Raw genomic sequence first — 13,530 nt, 5'->3', positions numbered from 1 at the left:
GCCATTCCTTTGGCGGTAGAGTTCCGTTAAGCGCGGAACAACGCCGTCAAGGAGAAGCAAAATGAGCGAACGTCTCGAAGACATTGCCGCCGCGATGGTGGCCGGCGGCAAGGGCCTGCTGGCCGCCGATGAGAGCTCCGGCACCATCAAGAAGCGCTTCGACGTCATCGGCGTCGAATCGACGGCCGACAGCCGCCGCGACTACCGCGAGATGATGTTCCGCGCCACGGACGCGATGACGAAGTACATCTCCGGCGTCATTCTCTACGACGAGACCATCCGTCAGAAGGCTGCCGACGGCACGCCTCTGGTCGACATCATCAAGGCGGCGGGCGCCATCCCCGGCATCAAGGTCGATGCCGGCGCCAAGCCGCTGGCCGGCTTTCCCGGCGATACCGTTACCGAAGGCCTCGACGGCCTGCGCGAACGGCTCGCGGATTATTACAAGCTCGGCGCCCGCTTCGCCAAATGGCGCGCGGTGATCGACATCGACACCGGCAAGGGCGTGCCCTCGGTCAATTCGATTGGCTCCAACGCCCATGCGCTGGCCCGCTATGCCGCACTGTGCCAGGAGGCCGGCATCGTGCCGATCGTCGAGCCGGAAGTGCTGATGGACGGCGCGCACGACATCGACACCTGCTACGACATCTCGAAGGCAACGCTGATCAAGCTCTATGACGAGCTGCATGCGGCGCGCGTTGTGCTGGAAGGCACCATCCTGAAGCCGAACATGGTGCTGGCCGGCAGGAAGTCGGGCAAGGTGAGCAGCCCCGAAGAGGTCGCGGAAAAGACCATAAAACTGTTCCGCGAAACCGTACCGGCAGCGGTGCCGGGCATCGCCTTCCTTTCGGGCGGGCAGTCGGACGAGGAGGCGACCGCCAACCTCAACGCCATCAACGCCATCGGGCCGCATCCGTGGAAGCTGACCTTCTCCTATGGCCGCGCCTTGCAGGCCGCCCCACAAAAGGCCTGGAGCGGCAAGGCATCGAACGTCGCCTCCGGCCAGGCCGCCTTCACCCATCGTGCCCACATGAACCATCTGGCGGCGCTGGGACGATGGACGGCGAGCCTCGAACAGGCCGCCTGAGCGCAGTCCTCCCGTTGTCATACAACCCGGGCCGATGCGCCCGGGTTTTGTTTATGACAAGGCGGGCTTGGGACGGAGTTCGCCCATCCTTATCTCCTTTTCGGCAAAAGCTGACGGCGATGTCGGTTTCTGCCCACCCCGAACGTCCTTGGGTGAACAGACAGGGAGAACTTCATGACTCGCAAGAAGGTGGTTTCGCGTGAAGACTGGTTTGAGGCGCACAAGGCGCATCTGGCGCGCGAGAAGGAATTGACACGGTTGCGTGAGCGCATCGCCGCCGAGCGGCGTGAACTGCCCTGGATGAAAATCCGCAAGGACTATGTCTTCGAGACCGAGCAGGGTCCGAAGAACCTGGCCGGACTGTTCGGCGCCAACAGCCAACTGATCGTCTACCACTTCATGATGACGCCAGGATCGAACCACCGCTGCGAAGGCTGCTCCTTCCTTGCCGACCATATAGACGGCGCCGATCAGCATCTCAGGCGCCACGACGTGTCGCTGGTGGTGGTTGCGCGCGCGCCGCTGGCGGAACTGCTGCCTTACAAGCAGCGTATGGGCTGGAAATTCGACTGGGTGTCGTCCTACGCCTCGGATTTCAACTTCGACATGCAGGTCTCCTTCACCGACAAGCAGATCGCGGCCGGCGACACCACCTACAATTTCGAGACGCGTCCGCGCACGTCAAAGGACCTTCCCGGCACCAGTGTTTTCTACAAGGACGAGAACGGCGACATCTTTCTCACCTTTATGTCGCGCGCCCGCGGCGGCGAGGCGCAGATCGGCACCTATGACTATCTCGATATGACGCCGAAGGGCCGCGGCGAAAATGGCCCTTATCAAAGCCTGATGGACTGGGTGCGGCTGCATGACGAATATCAGGAAAAGCAGGCGGCTAAGGAAAACTGCTGCGACTAGAAGCGCGTTCACCTGCGCCCAAACATGCGCTAAGGCTGCCGTTAACCTCTAACGGTATTGCCATGCGCTTCCCGGCCCTTCTTACCTGGCTCGCCTACCCCGTCTATGTCTGGCAGGGCCTCGGCGTGCGCCGCCGCACCACCCGCATGCTGCCGGCACAAGGGCCGGTCATGCACGAAATATCGGGCAAGGCGCCGGCCATCTCGCTGCTGGTGCTGGGCGATTCCTCGGCCGCTTCCGTCGGCATCGGCAATTCCGAGAACGGGCTTGCCGCGCAGCTTGCCGTCATGATCGCGCAGCGAACCGGCCTTGCCGTGCGCTGGCGCGCCGCCGGCTTCAACTCGGCAACGTCGGGCCAGATCCGCGACCATGTGCTGCCCAATCTGTCGGCCGATCGGTGGACGCATATAGTGCTGGCCATCGGCACCAACGACACCAAGAATTTCCACTCGGTGCCGCGCTTCAAGAAAGAGTTCGGCGGCCTGCTTTACGCGCTGCGCGCCAAATGGCCGGAGGCCCGCGTCGTCTGGTCGCCGGTGCTGGAATTCACCCGTGCGCCGGCCATGCCGCCGCTGCTCGGCAAGATACTCGAAATCCGCGCTACCGCAATGAACCGCATGGGCGAGCGCCTCTGTTTCGAGCGCGGCGCCGTGCCGGCGCCACGGCTGCCGATCACCAACCCTGAGGCCGGCTTTGCCTCCGATGGCTTTCATGCCTCGGAAGCCGGTTACCGCGCCTGGGCCGAACATCTGGTCGGATGGGTGCTCGCCGATTGACCTGAGGGGGCACAAGCTCGGACTGGTGGGCTTCAGAGAACTGACGCGGGTATTTCCAAATACTGTTGATTGCAGCCTGCTTCCAATGGATCTGAGCCAGAATATCATCCAGCAGCAATGGACGAGCTACGGCCTGGATTCCGAAACCGGCAACGACACCTGCACGCTGACCGGCAACCGCGCCGAATCGAGCAAGCATGTCATTCCGGCCGGCCCGGCCAACGCCACGCCTTTTATTGCGGCGAACCTGCCGGAATTCATGACGACGCGCGGTGGCGATTACTTCTTCGTGCCCAGCCTCAACGCCATCCGGATGATTGCCATGGGAACGGTGGACCCGACCTGACCCTCAAGGCTATGCCCAGTGCCCCAGCGCACCCGCCAGCGCGATGGCCGCCATGGCGATCAGGGCCAGCTTCCAGAAATCGCCGCGCCGCTTCAGGCCCGGCCAGCCGAGCGGCTTGATCAGCTGAATGGCCATCATGCCGATGATGACGAGCGCGAGGAGTTTCGACATGCCCGCCTTTGAGCAGCATCGCGACAGGCTGTCAAAGCGGTTCTTGCATGGTCTCGGTCGACTTGGCCATTCCTGACAAAAGGCTCGTTTCCGAACCGACCGCCAAGCACCTCGCAGCTTTCTTCAACGAGCTGACATGCTCCTGACAGACTGCTGTCAGGAGGGGTATGCGATAGTGTCTCCATCAGAGAAGAGGAGATGGTCATGAACAGCTTTGGTATTTTGAACAGCGTACAGCACTATGTCGGCAAGATCCGCACGATGCGCAATGAAGTCCGTACCCAGCGCTTCCTGAACTCCTTGCCGGCGGACATCCGCAAGGACATTGGCTGGCCGGATATGTATGAGGGTCACAGCCGCATTCGCGAGATCTGAGGCGTTTTACCTGACAATGCTTGGATGCGGACCCCGCAACGCCCGGATCATTGACATGGACCCCCGGGCAGCGACCCCTCGGGCTGGCGCAAAAACTTTGGCGCCTGCTACGGACAATGCTGAAGGCTCCTGACAGAATGCTGTCAGGAGCACCATGCCATAAACGTGTCAGGAGACATGAATGGTGAAAAGCTGGAACGACAGGCTGAACACGCCGGGCGTCAACGGCGTGAAGCCGACGCCACGCACAATGGGCGACGTCGTCGAGGGCCAGCCGATGCTGGTGCCGACGCCCCGTCAGGTCGATGATTTCATCCGCACGATCCCCAACGGCGTCGAGATGGATGTACGCGCCTTGCGCACTGCGCTCGCCATCGAGCATGGGGCGCAAGTGACATGTCCGGTCACCATCGGCTATCATCTGCGCACCGTCGCCGAAGCCGCCAATGAGGATCTCGAACGCGGCATGACGCTGAACGATATCACGCCGTACTGGCGTGTGCTCGACGTGAACACGCCGACAACGAAGAAATTGTCCTTCGGCGCGGAATTCGTCGCCGTGCAGCGCAAGCGCGAAGGACTTAAACCATAATGCGTGTCGCCCAAAAGTGCGCAGCGGTTTTTGGGAGAACGACAAGCATAAAACAGGAGATGGATGTCACCCGGAACCGGTTTCGGGACCGTGACATTCATAGAAAAGCAGCCGAGGGACCATACGATGCGACGTGCCGACAGGCTCTTTCAGATCGTGCAGCACCTGCGTGGCGGCCGGCTGGTCACCGCCCAGAAGCTCGGCACATGGCTCGAGGTTTCCGAGCGGACCATCTACCGCGATATCGCCGATTTGCAGTCGACCGGAGTGCCGATCGACGGCGAGGCCGGCGTCGGCTACATGATGAGGGAGGGTTTCGACCTTCCGCCGCTGATGTTCACGCGTGACGAAATCGTCGCGCTGGTCGCCGGCGCCCGCATGGTGCGGGCCTTTGGCGGCGCGGCCATGGCGCGTGCGGCCGACGAGGCGCTGGTCAAGATCGGCGCCGTCCTGCCCGACGCCGAGAAGGACCGCATCGCCCGCACCGAGATCCACACGCCGATGTGGGTGGTGAGCGACGCCGCGCGTGAGGCGATCGACGTGATCGAGCGCGCTGTCGAGAAGCGACAGGTGCTGACCATCGACTACCGCGACGAGGCCGGCCGCGGCACCGGGCGTGACATCCGTCCGCTCGGTCTGTGGTTCTGGGGCAAGGTATGGACGCTGGTTGCCTGGTGCGAGATGCGCGACGATTTCCGCGCCTTCCGCATCGACCGCATCGCCTCGGTGGTCATCGCCGGCCGCATCTTCAAGCCTGAGCGCGGCAAGCAGCTTGCCGACTTCTACCGCGCCGTCGAACGCTCGGAGGACTATGGCATGACGCCGGACCGGGCGGCGCGCAGCTGAGACTTCGATAATCAATGAAAAAGCCCGCTCGAAGCGGGCTTTTTTGATGAACTGTCGCAAACCTTACTCGTCGTCCGCATCTTCCTTCTTGGACTTGAGCGCCGAGAGCTTGGCGAACACGGCGTTTGCGTCGAGCTCGGCATCCTCGTCCTTCGGCTTCTCCGGCGCCGGCACCAGGCGCTCGGTCACGGCAGCCGGCAGCAGCGTGTCGCCGACAGGCTGCGCCTGCTCGCGGCCGCGCGAGGCGCGGTTGACTTCCATGTCGAGGTCGATCTGCGAAGCGAGACCCAGCGTCACCGGGTCCATCGGCTGCAGATTGGCCGAATTCCAGTGCTTGCGCTCGCGGATCTGTTCGATCGTCGACTTGGTCGTGCCGACCAGGCGCGAAATCTGCGCGTCCTTCAATTCCGGATGGTTGCGGACCAGCCACAGGATGGCGTTGGGCCGGTCCTGGCGCTTCGACAGCGGTGTGTAGCGGGGACCCTTGCGCTTGGATTCCGGCACCCGCACCTTGGGGTCGGACAGTTTCAGGCGCTGGTTCGGATCCTTCTCGGCGCGCGCGATCTCGTCGCGGGTCAGCTGTCCGGTCATGATCGGATCCATGCCCTTGATGCCCTGCGCCGATTCGCCGTCGGCGATCGCCTTGACCTCGAGCGGATGCAACCCGCAGAACTGCGCGATCTGCTCGAAGGAAAGCGCGGTGTTGTCGACCAGCCAGACGGCGGTCGCCTTGGGCATCAGCAGCGTATTGGCCATTTCAAAAATCCTTCTCGTTCGCCCGCGTTCCCGCGCGGGCGGTGGTTTAGAGCCACCAAAATGGGAAATTCGCGGCCTGTATAACCGCTCCGTAGCCGTTTCGCAATGTTTTTGGCGCAGGGCGCAGCCGTCGGACACCGGACAGCAGGGGAGGCCAGGAGGACCTCGGCTCCGGCGATCATTGATGCCGAGTTGTAACAGGGGTCCAAAACGACAAAACCCGCCGGACAGGGTCCAGCGGGCTCGGAACCGGCGACGGGATACCGTCTGCGGCGGCTCTTGCTTCTGCCGCGTGGTCAGGCCTCACTGGCCGACCATGCTCGAATTAGATGGCCTTGCGGGCAATCCTCTCGATGTCGCCGCGGCTGATGCCGAGGTCGCTGAGCTGACGGGCATTGAGCTTGTTCAGCTCGCGCACGGTTTCGTTGTACATACGCCAGTTACGGAAAGCGCGGATCGGGTTCATGGTTGTCCTCCAGTTGTTGGATCATATCGTTTCGATGACGCTTAGATAGGCAGGGCTGCCCACGAATTGAACAGACGTCTTTGCATAGCCGCAATGCAAATGCTGCATTGCAGCATCAAGCTTCTGTTCATCTTGCCGACAGGCTGAGCGCGGAGCATGGCGCGAGTTCAGGTCAGACCGAGTCGAGAATGGCCGATACCGAGAACCGGCCTACGCCGGCCGTAGCCTTCATAGAGCGGAGGCATTTATGACGGCTTCGGCCGGCGAAGGCCGGAGCGGAGCGTACTTTTGTACGCGAGCACCGGCCTACGCCGGCCGTAATCTTAACTGCCGCAACCCCTCATGGGGGCTTCGGCCGGCGGAGGCGGGAAGCGCAGGGAGCCGCCATTCGCAGGCCGGCCTCACCTGACTCTCGCCCATCTACCCGACGTCGAGAACGATCTTGCCTATATGCTCGCCCTCTTCCATGCGCTCATGCGCCCGCCATGCGTCGGTCAGCGGGAAGATCATGTCCATCACCGGCGCTACCTTGCGGGTGCCGAGCAGCGGCCACACCTGTGCTTCCAGTGCGGCGGCGAGCGCCGCCTTGAACTCGACCGTGCGAGGCCGCAGCGTCGAGCCGGTGTGGGTCAGCCGCTTGACCATGATTTTCGAGAAATCGGCGCTCGCCATCGCGCCGGCCTGGACGGCGATCTGGACGATCCTGCCCTCGACCGCGGCGGCCTCGTAGTTGCGCGCGATATAGTCGCCACCGACCATGTCGAGTATGACGTCTGCCCCGTTGCCGCCGGTCGCATCCTTGACCGCCGCGACGAAATCCTCCTCGCGGTAGTTGATCGCCCGGTCGGCGCCGAGCTTCAGGCAGGCGTCGCATTTCTCCTTCGAGCCGGCGGTGGTGACGACATACGCGCCGAAGGCCGACGCCAGCTGGATCGCCGTGGTGCCGATGCCCGATGAGCCGCCATGGACCAGCAGCGTCTCACCCTTTTTCAAGCCGCCGCGCTCGAACACATTGTGCCAGACGGTGAAATAGTTTTCCGGAACCGCGGCCGCCTCCGTGTGGGTGAAGCCGGCGGGCAGCGGCAGCACGCTGCCGGCATGAACCTTGACATATTCGGCATAACCGCCCCCCGGCGTCAGCGCGCAGACCCGGTCGCCGATGCGCCAGCGCGATATCTCGTCGCCAAGGGCGGCCACTTCGCCCGATGCCTCGAGACCGGGCAGGTCGGAAGCGCCGGGCGGCGCCGGATAGGCGCCCTTGCGCTGCTGCACGTCGGGGCGGTTGACGCCGGCCGCACGCACCCGGATCAGGATTTCGCCGGGACCAGGCACCGGCACGTCGCGCGTTTCCGGTTTCAGCACCCGCGGCCCGCCCGGTTGCGAGATTGCGATGGCCGTCATTGTGGCTGGAATTTTATGTCCGCTCGCCATGAAATTTCCCGTCTGGGTCCGCCGGTCTGTCGCCGGCTGCCAGCTTCTTGCCGGCTGTTTGCATCTGCGCCCCTGCCCTATGTATGCTGATTGCCGGATCAGGCAAATGGCCAAATCAGCCCAATACTGAATAGGGAGGAGCGACGATGGCGATCTTCGACGACGAACCCAAGAAGAAAGCCCGCCCGCATGAGATCGGACAGGATCTGTCGCTGCTTTCGGTCGGTGACCTTACCGAACGGATCAGCATCCTGCGCGAGGAGATTGCCCGGCTGGAAGCCGAGCTCCAGACCAAGGGCAGCACCAAATCGGCGGCCGAAGCCCTGTTTCGCCGCGGCTAGTTTTCGCGTTAGTTTCGGCGTTGAGCGTCCGCCGCCGAAAAGCCCGAATGCGCCTGTCTTCAGACCCCGCTACCGAATCTCCAGACGGATCAAACAATGTTTGCAAGCTACAGGCCGATCCTCTCGCTGCTTCGCGGCACCGCTTTCCTGCTCGCGGCTTCGGGATTGCACGGCCTGTTGTTGCCGTTGCGCGGCCAGCTCGAAGGGTTTTCGACCGCATCGCTCGGTCTGATGGGCACGGCCTGGGCCGGTGGCTTCGTCACCGGCTGCTTCTTCGCACCGCGCCTGGTGCGCCGCGCCGGCCACGTCCGGGCGTTCGGCGCCTTTGCCGCTTCGGGCGCCATCGTGGCGTTGCTTACCGGCCTGATCATCGACGAATATGTCTGGATCCTGCTGCGCGCCTTCACCGGCTTCACCATGGCCGGAGCCTTCATGGTCATCGAAAGCTGGCTGAACGAGAAGGCCACCAACGAGAACCGCGGCACCGTCTTCGGCCTCTACATGATGGTCACCTATGCCTCGATCATGGGCGGCCAGATGATCGTTGCCGGCGGCGACGTCAGATCGGCGTCGCTGTTCATGATCACCGGCATATTGTTCTGCCTGTCGCTGATCCCGACCGCGGTGTCGTCGGCTTCGTCTCCCAAGCCTTTGCAGGACGTCAAGCTCGACGTCAAAGGTCTCTACGCCAACTCGCCGGTGTCGGCGATCGCCTGCCTGTTGGTCGGCATCGCCAATGGCGCCTGGGGCACGCTTGGCGCCGTCTACGGCGCCCGTATCGGCATCTCCACCGCCCAGATCGCACTGATGATGAGCCTTGTCGTTATTGCCGGCGCGGCCATGCAGCTTCCGGCCGGACGCCTCTCCGACAAGACCGACCGCCGTTTCGTGCTGGCGGGCGCGGCTTTCGGCGCCGCACTGTTCGCCATCCTGATCTTCCTGTTCGAACCGCGTTCCGCCGTCCTCGTCATTGTCTTCGCCGCCGCCTACGGCGCCTTTGCCTACACGCTCTATTCGATCGCCGTGGCGCATGCCAACGACCACGCCCGATCGGAGGATTTCGTCAAGGTCTCGGGCGGCCTGCTGCTTCTGTATGGCTTCGGAACCATGATCGGGCCCTTGCTGGCTGCCGCCCTGATGGGCTGGCTCCGCCCCGAAGGCCTGTTCCTGGCCACCGCGCTGGCGCATCTCAGCCTCGCCGCCTACACGCTGCTGCGCATCAGCCGCCGCGCGCCGGTGCCTATCGAAGACCGCGACGCCTTCAAGACCCAGCCGGCCGATCGCTCGGTCACCCCTGAAGCACTGCGGCTCAGAAAAGCGGAAGCCGACGGTTGAGATTTGAAAAGCTTTGCCCCACAAGTATAGGCATGATCTTTTCTGACGCCTTCATGGCGATTGCCGACCCCAACCGGCGCTATCTTCTGGAAGAGCTCCGGCGTGGCCCGAAAACCGTCAACGAACTGGCTTCGGGCCTGCCAGTCTCCCGCCCGGCCGTGTCCCAGCATTTGAAAGTGTTGCTGGACGCCGGTCTGGTTCAGGCCAAGGCCGAGGGCACGAGGCGGGTCTATACAGTCAGCAGTGCCGGCTTCCTCAAGCTCAATATTTGGCTTGATCAGTTCTGGGAAGCATAGGCCGCGATTCCACCTCGCCTCCCTGGCTTTCAAGTGTCCGTTGCCAGCGCCTTGCCCAGCGCATCGAGCAGGAATCCGGTACCATGCTCGCGCGATGACGGTGTGTCGTGCCCATCGAGAAACGCGCCCTGCTCGGTCAGCACCAGACGCGTGCCCGTGCCTTCCGGGCGAAGCTCAATTGTCGCCAGCGAAACCGAGATTCTGACATCACCGAACAGCATGTCGTAGCTGTAGACGATGCGCTGGTTGGGCACGATGTCCTGATAGGTGGCGGTATAGGTGTGGATCGGCCCGTCCTTCGGCCCGCCGGCATTGACCTCCTGGCCGCCGACGCGAAAATCCATTTCGTGCCTGTGGGTCATCGGGTTGTCGGGGTCGGCGAACCAGCGCCGCTTGGCGGCCGGATCGCTGAGCGCGAAATAGACTTTCGCCGGTGCAAATGGATAGAGGCGCTCGAGGACGAAGGTGGAGTGGACGACGGATCGTTCGGCCATGGTCAGGTCCTCATGGTCAGCTTGATGGTTTCTGCGCGACGAAGACGCCGTCGCGATAAGACGCGCCGAAATAGACTTCGACGGCGCGCAACCTGTCGTCATGGAACAGATGCAGTTCGGTGTTGCGGAAGGTCTTTCCGTCCGCCGTCTCGCAGCGATAGAGGACAAAGGCGGCGTCCTCGTCCTCGCATATCCGCTCGATGACGATCGAGCTGAAGGCCGGGCTGTCCGGCCAGCAGCGCTCGAAATAGGTCGCACGGTCGATGGCGTCGTCATAGGGGCTGGTGAAGGTGAAATCGTCGGCGAGCATAGCCGCGACGGCAGCCATGTTATTCGCCTGGTAGGCGGAAAAATAGCCGCGGATCAACTCCGCTCTGCTTTTGCCGGGCATGGTCATTTCTCCTCTGCTTCAGATCATTCGGTCCCGGCGAGAAAATCGCCGAGCCGGTCGAGCCGACGCTCCCATGTCAGCCGCCGTTCGTTGATCCAGTGTTCTGCGCTGCGCAGCGCCTGCGGCGCGATCTGGCAGGTGCGCACGCGGCCGAGCTTTTCCGAGCGCACCAGCCCGCTTGCTTCGAGCACGTTGAGATGCTGGACGACGGCCGACAGCGACATCGCCAGCGGTTCGGCCAACTGGCTGACCGAGGCCGGCCCACGCGACAGCCGCTCGACCATGCTGCGCCTGGCGGGGTCCGCGAGCGCCTGGAACATCAGGTCGAGCTGGGCGGGATCGTGCAGCATCGCGATCAGCCGTTATTGTAGGGAAAGAACTTGAAGTAGGGCTGCGCCTCCTCGATCACCCGGGCGAAAGACGGCCGCTTGAGCAGGCGGTCGTGGTAGCGTTTCACGGCCGGATAGCTGTCGCCGAACGGCTCGACCTTGTTGGCGTAGAACAGCGCCGGCGAGGCGGCGCAGTCGGCCATGGTGAAGGTGGGGCCGGCCGCCCAGATTTTCGAACGCATCTCCTCCTCGATGATCGCATAGGCGTTGCGCAGTTGCGCGCGCGCCTCGTCGACCCCGAACGGGTCGGTCCGGTCCTGCGGGCGCAACCTGTCGCCGACGATCTTCTGCATCGGCGCCTGCACGTAGAAATCGTAGAAACGGTCGGCCTGGCGGACCTGGAGAGCAAGGTCGGCCTCGGCCGGGATGAGCTCGACCGGCCCGGGATAATGCGCGGCCAGATATTCGATGACGATGGTCGATTCCAGCACCGTGCGATTGCGTGCATCGTCATACAGCGCCGGCATCTTGCCGGTCGGCGACACCTTCAGGAATGCTGCCCGCGACTGCTCGTCGCCGAGGTCGACGATAACCGGCGTGAAGGGCGTGTCGTTCTCGTAGAACGCAATCAGCGGTTTCCAGCAGAACGATGCCAGCGGATGGAAATGGAAGGTCAGGGACATTTTTTGCTCGTCTGTTTGTGGTTCGCCGATGCTGAGCGGTGCCAGCCTGCGCCGACACTGAAGCATTTACTTAACTATTTCCGTGAGGCGAATGTGTCAAGGTTCGAGACTGCCTTCAGGGCTTGGTATGCGTGACGATGGCGGCAACGATCGTGCCCCAGTCGTCGGGATGCAGTTCGTGGCCACCGCCTTCGACGCGGACAAGCCGCCCGCCGGCAACAGCGTCGGCAAGGGCTGCGCCATGCTCGACCGGAAAGATCGGATCCGATGTCCCGTGAATGACGAGCAGCGGAACCTTGATCTCGCGCAGGCGTCCTTTCAGATCCTCGCAGCTCTTCAGCATGAAATGGTTAGTCGCGCTCAGGAAGCCGCCGGATCGGTCGTAGTCCTGTTCGACGAACGCGCGCATCGCCTTCTCGTCGAAGGGATGCGCGGTGCTGGCGATCGCACGCGCATCCTTGACGACGAAGCCGATCACCTGGTCGCGGTCCGACCAATCGACCTTGGCGCCATCGGCCGAGTGCTCCATATAGGCTTCGGTCGTCCCCGGCAGGTGCGATGTATCGATCCCCACCGGCGAACTGCTGATCACCGTCAGTGTGATGACACGCGAGGGATGTTTCAACACCAGTCATTGCGCGATCATGCCGCCCATCGACATCCCGATCACATGCGCCTTGCCGATGCCGCAACTGTCGAGGACGCGCACCGCATCGTCCGCCATGTCGTCGAACGTATACGTCGGCTCGCCCGGCGCATATTTGGTCGACGATTGTCGTAGCGGATCACGAAGCGGCCTTCGCCGGCGAGTTTTTTGCAGAGCGCCTCCGGCCACCAGAGCATCGAGGCCATGGCGCCCATGATCAGCAGAACGGTTGGATCGCCGGGATCCCCAAACGTCTGGGAGACGATTTCGGGTGCTGCGGCCCGTGTCATGGGACTCTCCTCGCATCGGCCAATCAAAGGCCAACCAAACTGATTGCGTTTTGCAATCGGTTGCACGATAATAAAACTGATACGATAATGCAACTGGTTTTTGAGGAGAGTCGGATGAAAACCGAACACCGCTCGGGATGCCCTATCAATCTGTCGCTGGAAGTGTTCGGCGATCGCTGGAGCCTGATCATCCTGCGCGACATGATTTTTGGCGGCAAACGCCACTTTCGCGAACTGCTCAACGGCTCGATCGAGGGCATCGCTTCCAATATCCTGGCCGACCGGCTGAAGCGGCTGATGGAACTCGGCATGCTGACCAAGGCCGACGACCCCTCGCACAAGCAGAAGGCGATCTACAGCCTGACCGAGATGGCCATCACGCTGGTGCCGATCATGGCGCATCTCGGCGCTTGGGGCCGCGTCTGGCTGCCGGTGAGCGAGGAGCTTTCGATCCGGGCCGAGCTGCTGGAGAAAGGCGGACCGCCAATGTGGGAGCAGTTCATGGACGAGTTGCGCCACGACCATCTGGGCACGCCTGTCGCCACACCCGCGCAGCCTTCCGTCCGCGCTACATTGCAGGCCGGATATGAGGCGGTGGTCGCCCGCAAGGCGTCGAGCGGCATCGAGGCCCCCGCCGCTTGACCAACTTATTTCCCCATTATCAGGCCGGCTCTGCTATCAAGGGGCTGAAAAACATAATTTACGGGATTGGATAACGCTCTTGGTCGAGAACTCTAAGGATACTGCCCGCGCCCGGGCGGATATGCGTTTCAAGAAGCAGGAAGAGGCCGCCACGGTGCGGCAAAAGGCGATGGCGGAGTATGTCGCCGAGGCCGACGCCCGCCAGGCCAAGACCAACAAGCTCCGGGCATTGCGCCTTGCCAAGGAAGCGGAAGACCTCGCCAACGCCCCTGCCGTTCCGGTCAAGAAAGCGCCCCGAGCCAAGAAAAAATAGCGCGGCCTT

The 13,530-nt window shown here is 62.9% G+C and carries 20 protein-coding genes and 1 pseudogene; 12 read left to right on the top strand and 9 right to left on the bottom strand.

The genetic code is table 11. The features are described 5' to 3' along the window. Positions 1–61: 61 nt before the first annotated feature. The 4 genes from NKI35_RS18085 (at position 62) to NKI35_RS18070 (ending at position 3,124) form a co-directional block, all read left to right on the top strand. The gene (locus NKI35_RS18085) at positions 62–1,087 is read left to right on the top strand and encodes a class I fructose-bisphosphate aldolase (protein ID WP_023727302.1); all 1,026 of its coding nucleotides are present in this window, start codon (positions 62–64) and stop codon (positions 1,085–1,087) included. Between the two features lie 174 nt (positions 1,088–1,261). Beyond that, on the top strand, positions 1,262–2,002 hold the full coding sequence (locus tag NKI35_RS18080) for a DUF899 domain-containing protein (protein WP_023752897.1): 741 nt from the start codon (positions 1,262–1,264) through the stop codon (positions 2,000–2,002). 62 nt (positions 2,003–2,064) lie between these two features. Then, entirely contained in the window at positions 2,065–2,778 is a 714-nt protein-coding gene (locus NKI35_RS18075) for an SGNH/GDSL hydrolase family protein (RefSeq protein ID WP_023683989.1), read from the top strand. Between the two features lie 25 nt (positions 2,779–2,803). Then, positions 2,804–3,124, top strand: coding sequence for a hypothetical protein (locus NKI35_RS18070; protein WP_155924185.1), 321 nt, complete (start codon positions 2,804–2,806; stop codon positions 3,122–3,124). Between the two features lie 9 nt (positions 3,125–3,133). Here NKI35_RS18070 and NKI35_RS18065 read toward each other — a convergent pair whose 3' ends face one another. Further along, the gene (locus NKI35_RS18065) at positions 3,134–3,295 is read right to left on the bottom strand and encodes a hypothetical protein (protein ID WP_023683991.1); all 162 of its coding nucleotides are present in this window, start codon (positions 3,293–3,295) and stop codon (positions 3,134–3,136) included. Positions 3,296–3,499: 204 nt separating this feature from the next. On the opposite strand from NKI35_RS18065, the gene NKI35_RS18060 reads away from it, so the two are divergent. The 3 genes from NKI35_RS18060 to NKI35_RS18050 all read left to right on the top strand — a co-directional run bounded on the left by NKI35_RS18060 (position 3,500) and on the right by NKI35_RS18050 (position 5,108). Then, positions 3,500–3,670 carry a hypothetical protein gene (locus NKI35_RS18060; RefSeq protein WP_023670139.1) on the top strand — a complete coding sequence of 57 codons (171 nt, stop codon included), beginning with the start codon at positions 3,500–3,502 and terminating at the stop codon, positions 3,668–3,670. Between the two features lie 181 nt (positions 3,671–3,851). Further along, a complete protein-coding gene (locus NKI35_RS18055) occupies positions 3,852–4,262 on the top strand; it encodes a hypothetical protein (protein WP_031196067.1) in 411 nt (136 codons plus the stop codon). A 126-nt stretch (positions 4,263–4,388) separates the two neighbouring features. Then, on the top strand, positions 4,389–5,108 hold the full coding sequence (locus NKI35_RS18050; protein WP_023683994.1) for a helix-turn-helix transcriptional regulator: 720 nt from the start codon (positions 4,389–4,391) through the stop codon (positions 5,106–5,108). A 63-nt stretch (positions 5,109–5,171) separates the two neighbouring features. Here NKI35_RS18050 and NKI35_RS18045 read toward each other — a convergent pair whose 3' ends face one another. The 3 genes from NKI35_RS18045 to NKI35_RS18035 all read right to left on the bottom strand — a co-directional run bounded on the left by NKI35_RS18045 (position 5,172) and on the right by NKI35_RS18035 (position 7,761). Further along, on the bottom strand, positions 5,172–5,864 hold the full coding sequence (locus tag NKI35_RS18045) for a DUF1013 domain-containing protein (RefSeq protein ID WP_023670142.1): 693 nt from the start codon (positions 5,862–5,864) through the stop codon (positions 5,172–5,174). A 325-nt stretch (positions 5,865–6,189) separates the two neighbouring features. Next, positions 6,190–6,330, bottom strand: a complete 141-nt coding sequence (locus NKI35_RS18040; protein ID WP_023670143.1) for a DUF1127 domain-containing protein — start codon at positions 6,328–6,330, stop codon at positions 6,190–6,192. A gap of 420 nt (positions 6,331–6,750) precedes the next feature. Continuing rightward, positions 6,751–7,761, bottom strand: coding sequence for an NAD(P)H-quinone oxidoreductase (locus tag NKI35_RS18035; protein ID WP_031196069.1), 1,011 nt, complete (start codon positions 7,759–7,761; stop codon positions 6,751–6,753). A gap of 146 nt (positions 7,762–7,907) precedes the next feature. Here NKI35_RS18035 and NKI35_RS18030 point away from each other — a divergent pair, with 146 nt between their 5' ends. The 3 genes from NKI35_RS18030 to NKI35_RS18020 all read left to right on the top strand — a co-directional run bounded on the left by NKI35_RS18030 (position 7,908) and on the right by NKI35_RS18020 (position 9,733). Continuing rightward, entirely contained in the window at positions 7,908–8,102 is a 195-nt protein-coding gene (locus tag NKI35_RS18030; RefSeq protein WP_023670145.1) for a DUF1192 domain-containing protein, read from the top strand. Between the two features lie 96 nt (positions 8,103–8,198). Next, positions 8,199–9,437 carry an MFS transporter gene (locus NKI35_RS18025; RefSeq protein WP_023683997.1) on the top strand — a complete coding sequence of 413 codons (1,239 nt, stop codon included), beginning with the start codon at positions 8,199–8,201 and terminating at the stop codon, positions 9,435–9,437. A gap of 32 nt (positions 9,438–9,469) precedes the next feature. Further along, positions 9,470–9,733, top strand: coding sequence for an ArsR/SmtB family transcription factor (locus NKI35_RS18020; RefSeq protein WP_023706277.1), 264 nt, complete (start codon positions 9,470–9,472; stop codon positions 9,731–9,733). Positions 9,734–9,762: 29 nt separating this feature from the next. Here NKI35_RS18020 and NKI35_RS18015 read toward each other — a convergent pair whose 3' ends face one another. The 5 genes and pseudogenes from NKI35_RS18015 to NKI35_RS17995 all read right to left on the bottom strand — a co-directional run bounded on the left by NKI35_RS18015 (position 9,763) and on the right by NKI35_RS17995 (position 12,566). Further along, the gene (locus NKI35_RS18015) at positions 9,763–10,227 is read right to left on the bottom strand and encodes an SRPBCC family protein (RefSeq protein ID WP_023706276.1); all 465 of its coding nucleotides are present in this window, start codon (positions 10,225–10,227) and stop codon (positions 9,763–9,765) included. A 16-nt stretch (positions 10,228–10,243) separates the two neighbouring features. Continuing rightward, positions 10,244–10,618: a nuclear transport factor 2 family protein gene (locus NKI35_RS18010; RefSeq protein ID WP_032891742.1), complete on the bottom strand. Its 375-nt coding sequence runs from the start codon at positions 10,616–10,618 to the stop codon at positions 10,244–10,246. A gap of 23 nt (positions 10,619–10,641) precedes the next feature. Continuing rightward, on the bottom strand, positions 10,642–10,968 hold the full coding sequence (locus tag NKI35_RS18005; RefSeq protein ID WP_023699361.1) for an ArsR/SmtB family transcription factor: 327 nt from the start codon (positions 10,966–10,968) through the stop codon (positions 10,642–10,644). A gap of 5 nt (positions 10,969–10,973) precedes the next feature. Then, on the bottom strand, positions 10,974–11,630 hold the full coding sequence (locus NKI35_RS18000) for a glutathione S-transferase family protein (protein WP_023706274.1): 657 nt from the start codon (positions 11,628–11,630) through the stop codon (positions 10,974–10,976). Positions 11,631–11,745: 115 nt separating this feature from the next. Next, positions 11,746–12,566: pseudogene (locus NKI35_RS17995) on the bottom strand (alpha/beta fold hydrolase). A gap of 114 nt (positions 12,567–12,680) precedes the next feature. Here NKI35_RS17995 and NKI35_RS17990 point away from each other — a divergent pair. Together NKI35_RS17990 and NKI35_RS17985 are read left to right on the top strand one after the other, a co-directional pair. Further along, entirely contained in the window at positions 12,681–13,208 is a 528-nt protein-coding gene (locus tag NKI35_RS17990; protein ID WP_023670151.1) for a winged helix-turn-helix transcriptional regulator, read from the top strand. A 79-nt stretch (positions 13,209–13,287) separates the two neighbouring features. After that, entirely contained in the window at positions 13,288–13,521 is a 234-nt protein-coding gene (locus NKI35_RS17985; RefSeq protein ID WP_023684002.1) for a hypothetical protein, read from the top strand. Positions 13,522–13,530: the final 9 nt, after the last annotated feature.

Source organism: Mesorhizobium sp. M0676, assembly GCF_040320535.1.
Lineage (GTDB): Bacteria > Pseudomonadota > Alphaproteobacteria > Rhizobiales > Rhizobiaceae > Mesorhizobium.
This window is presented reverse-complemented; position numbering and strand designations above follow the sequence as displayed.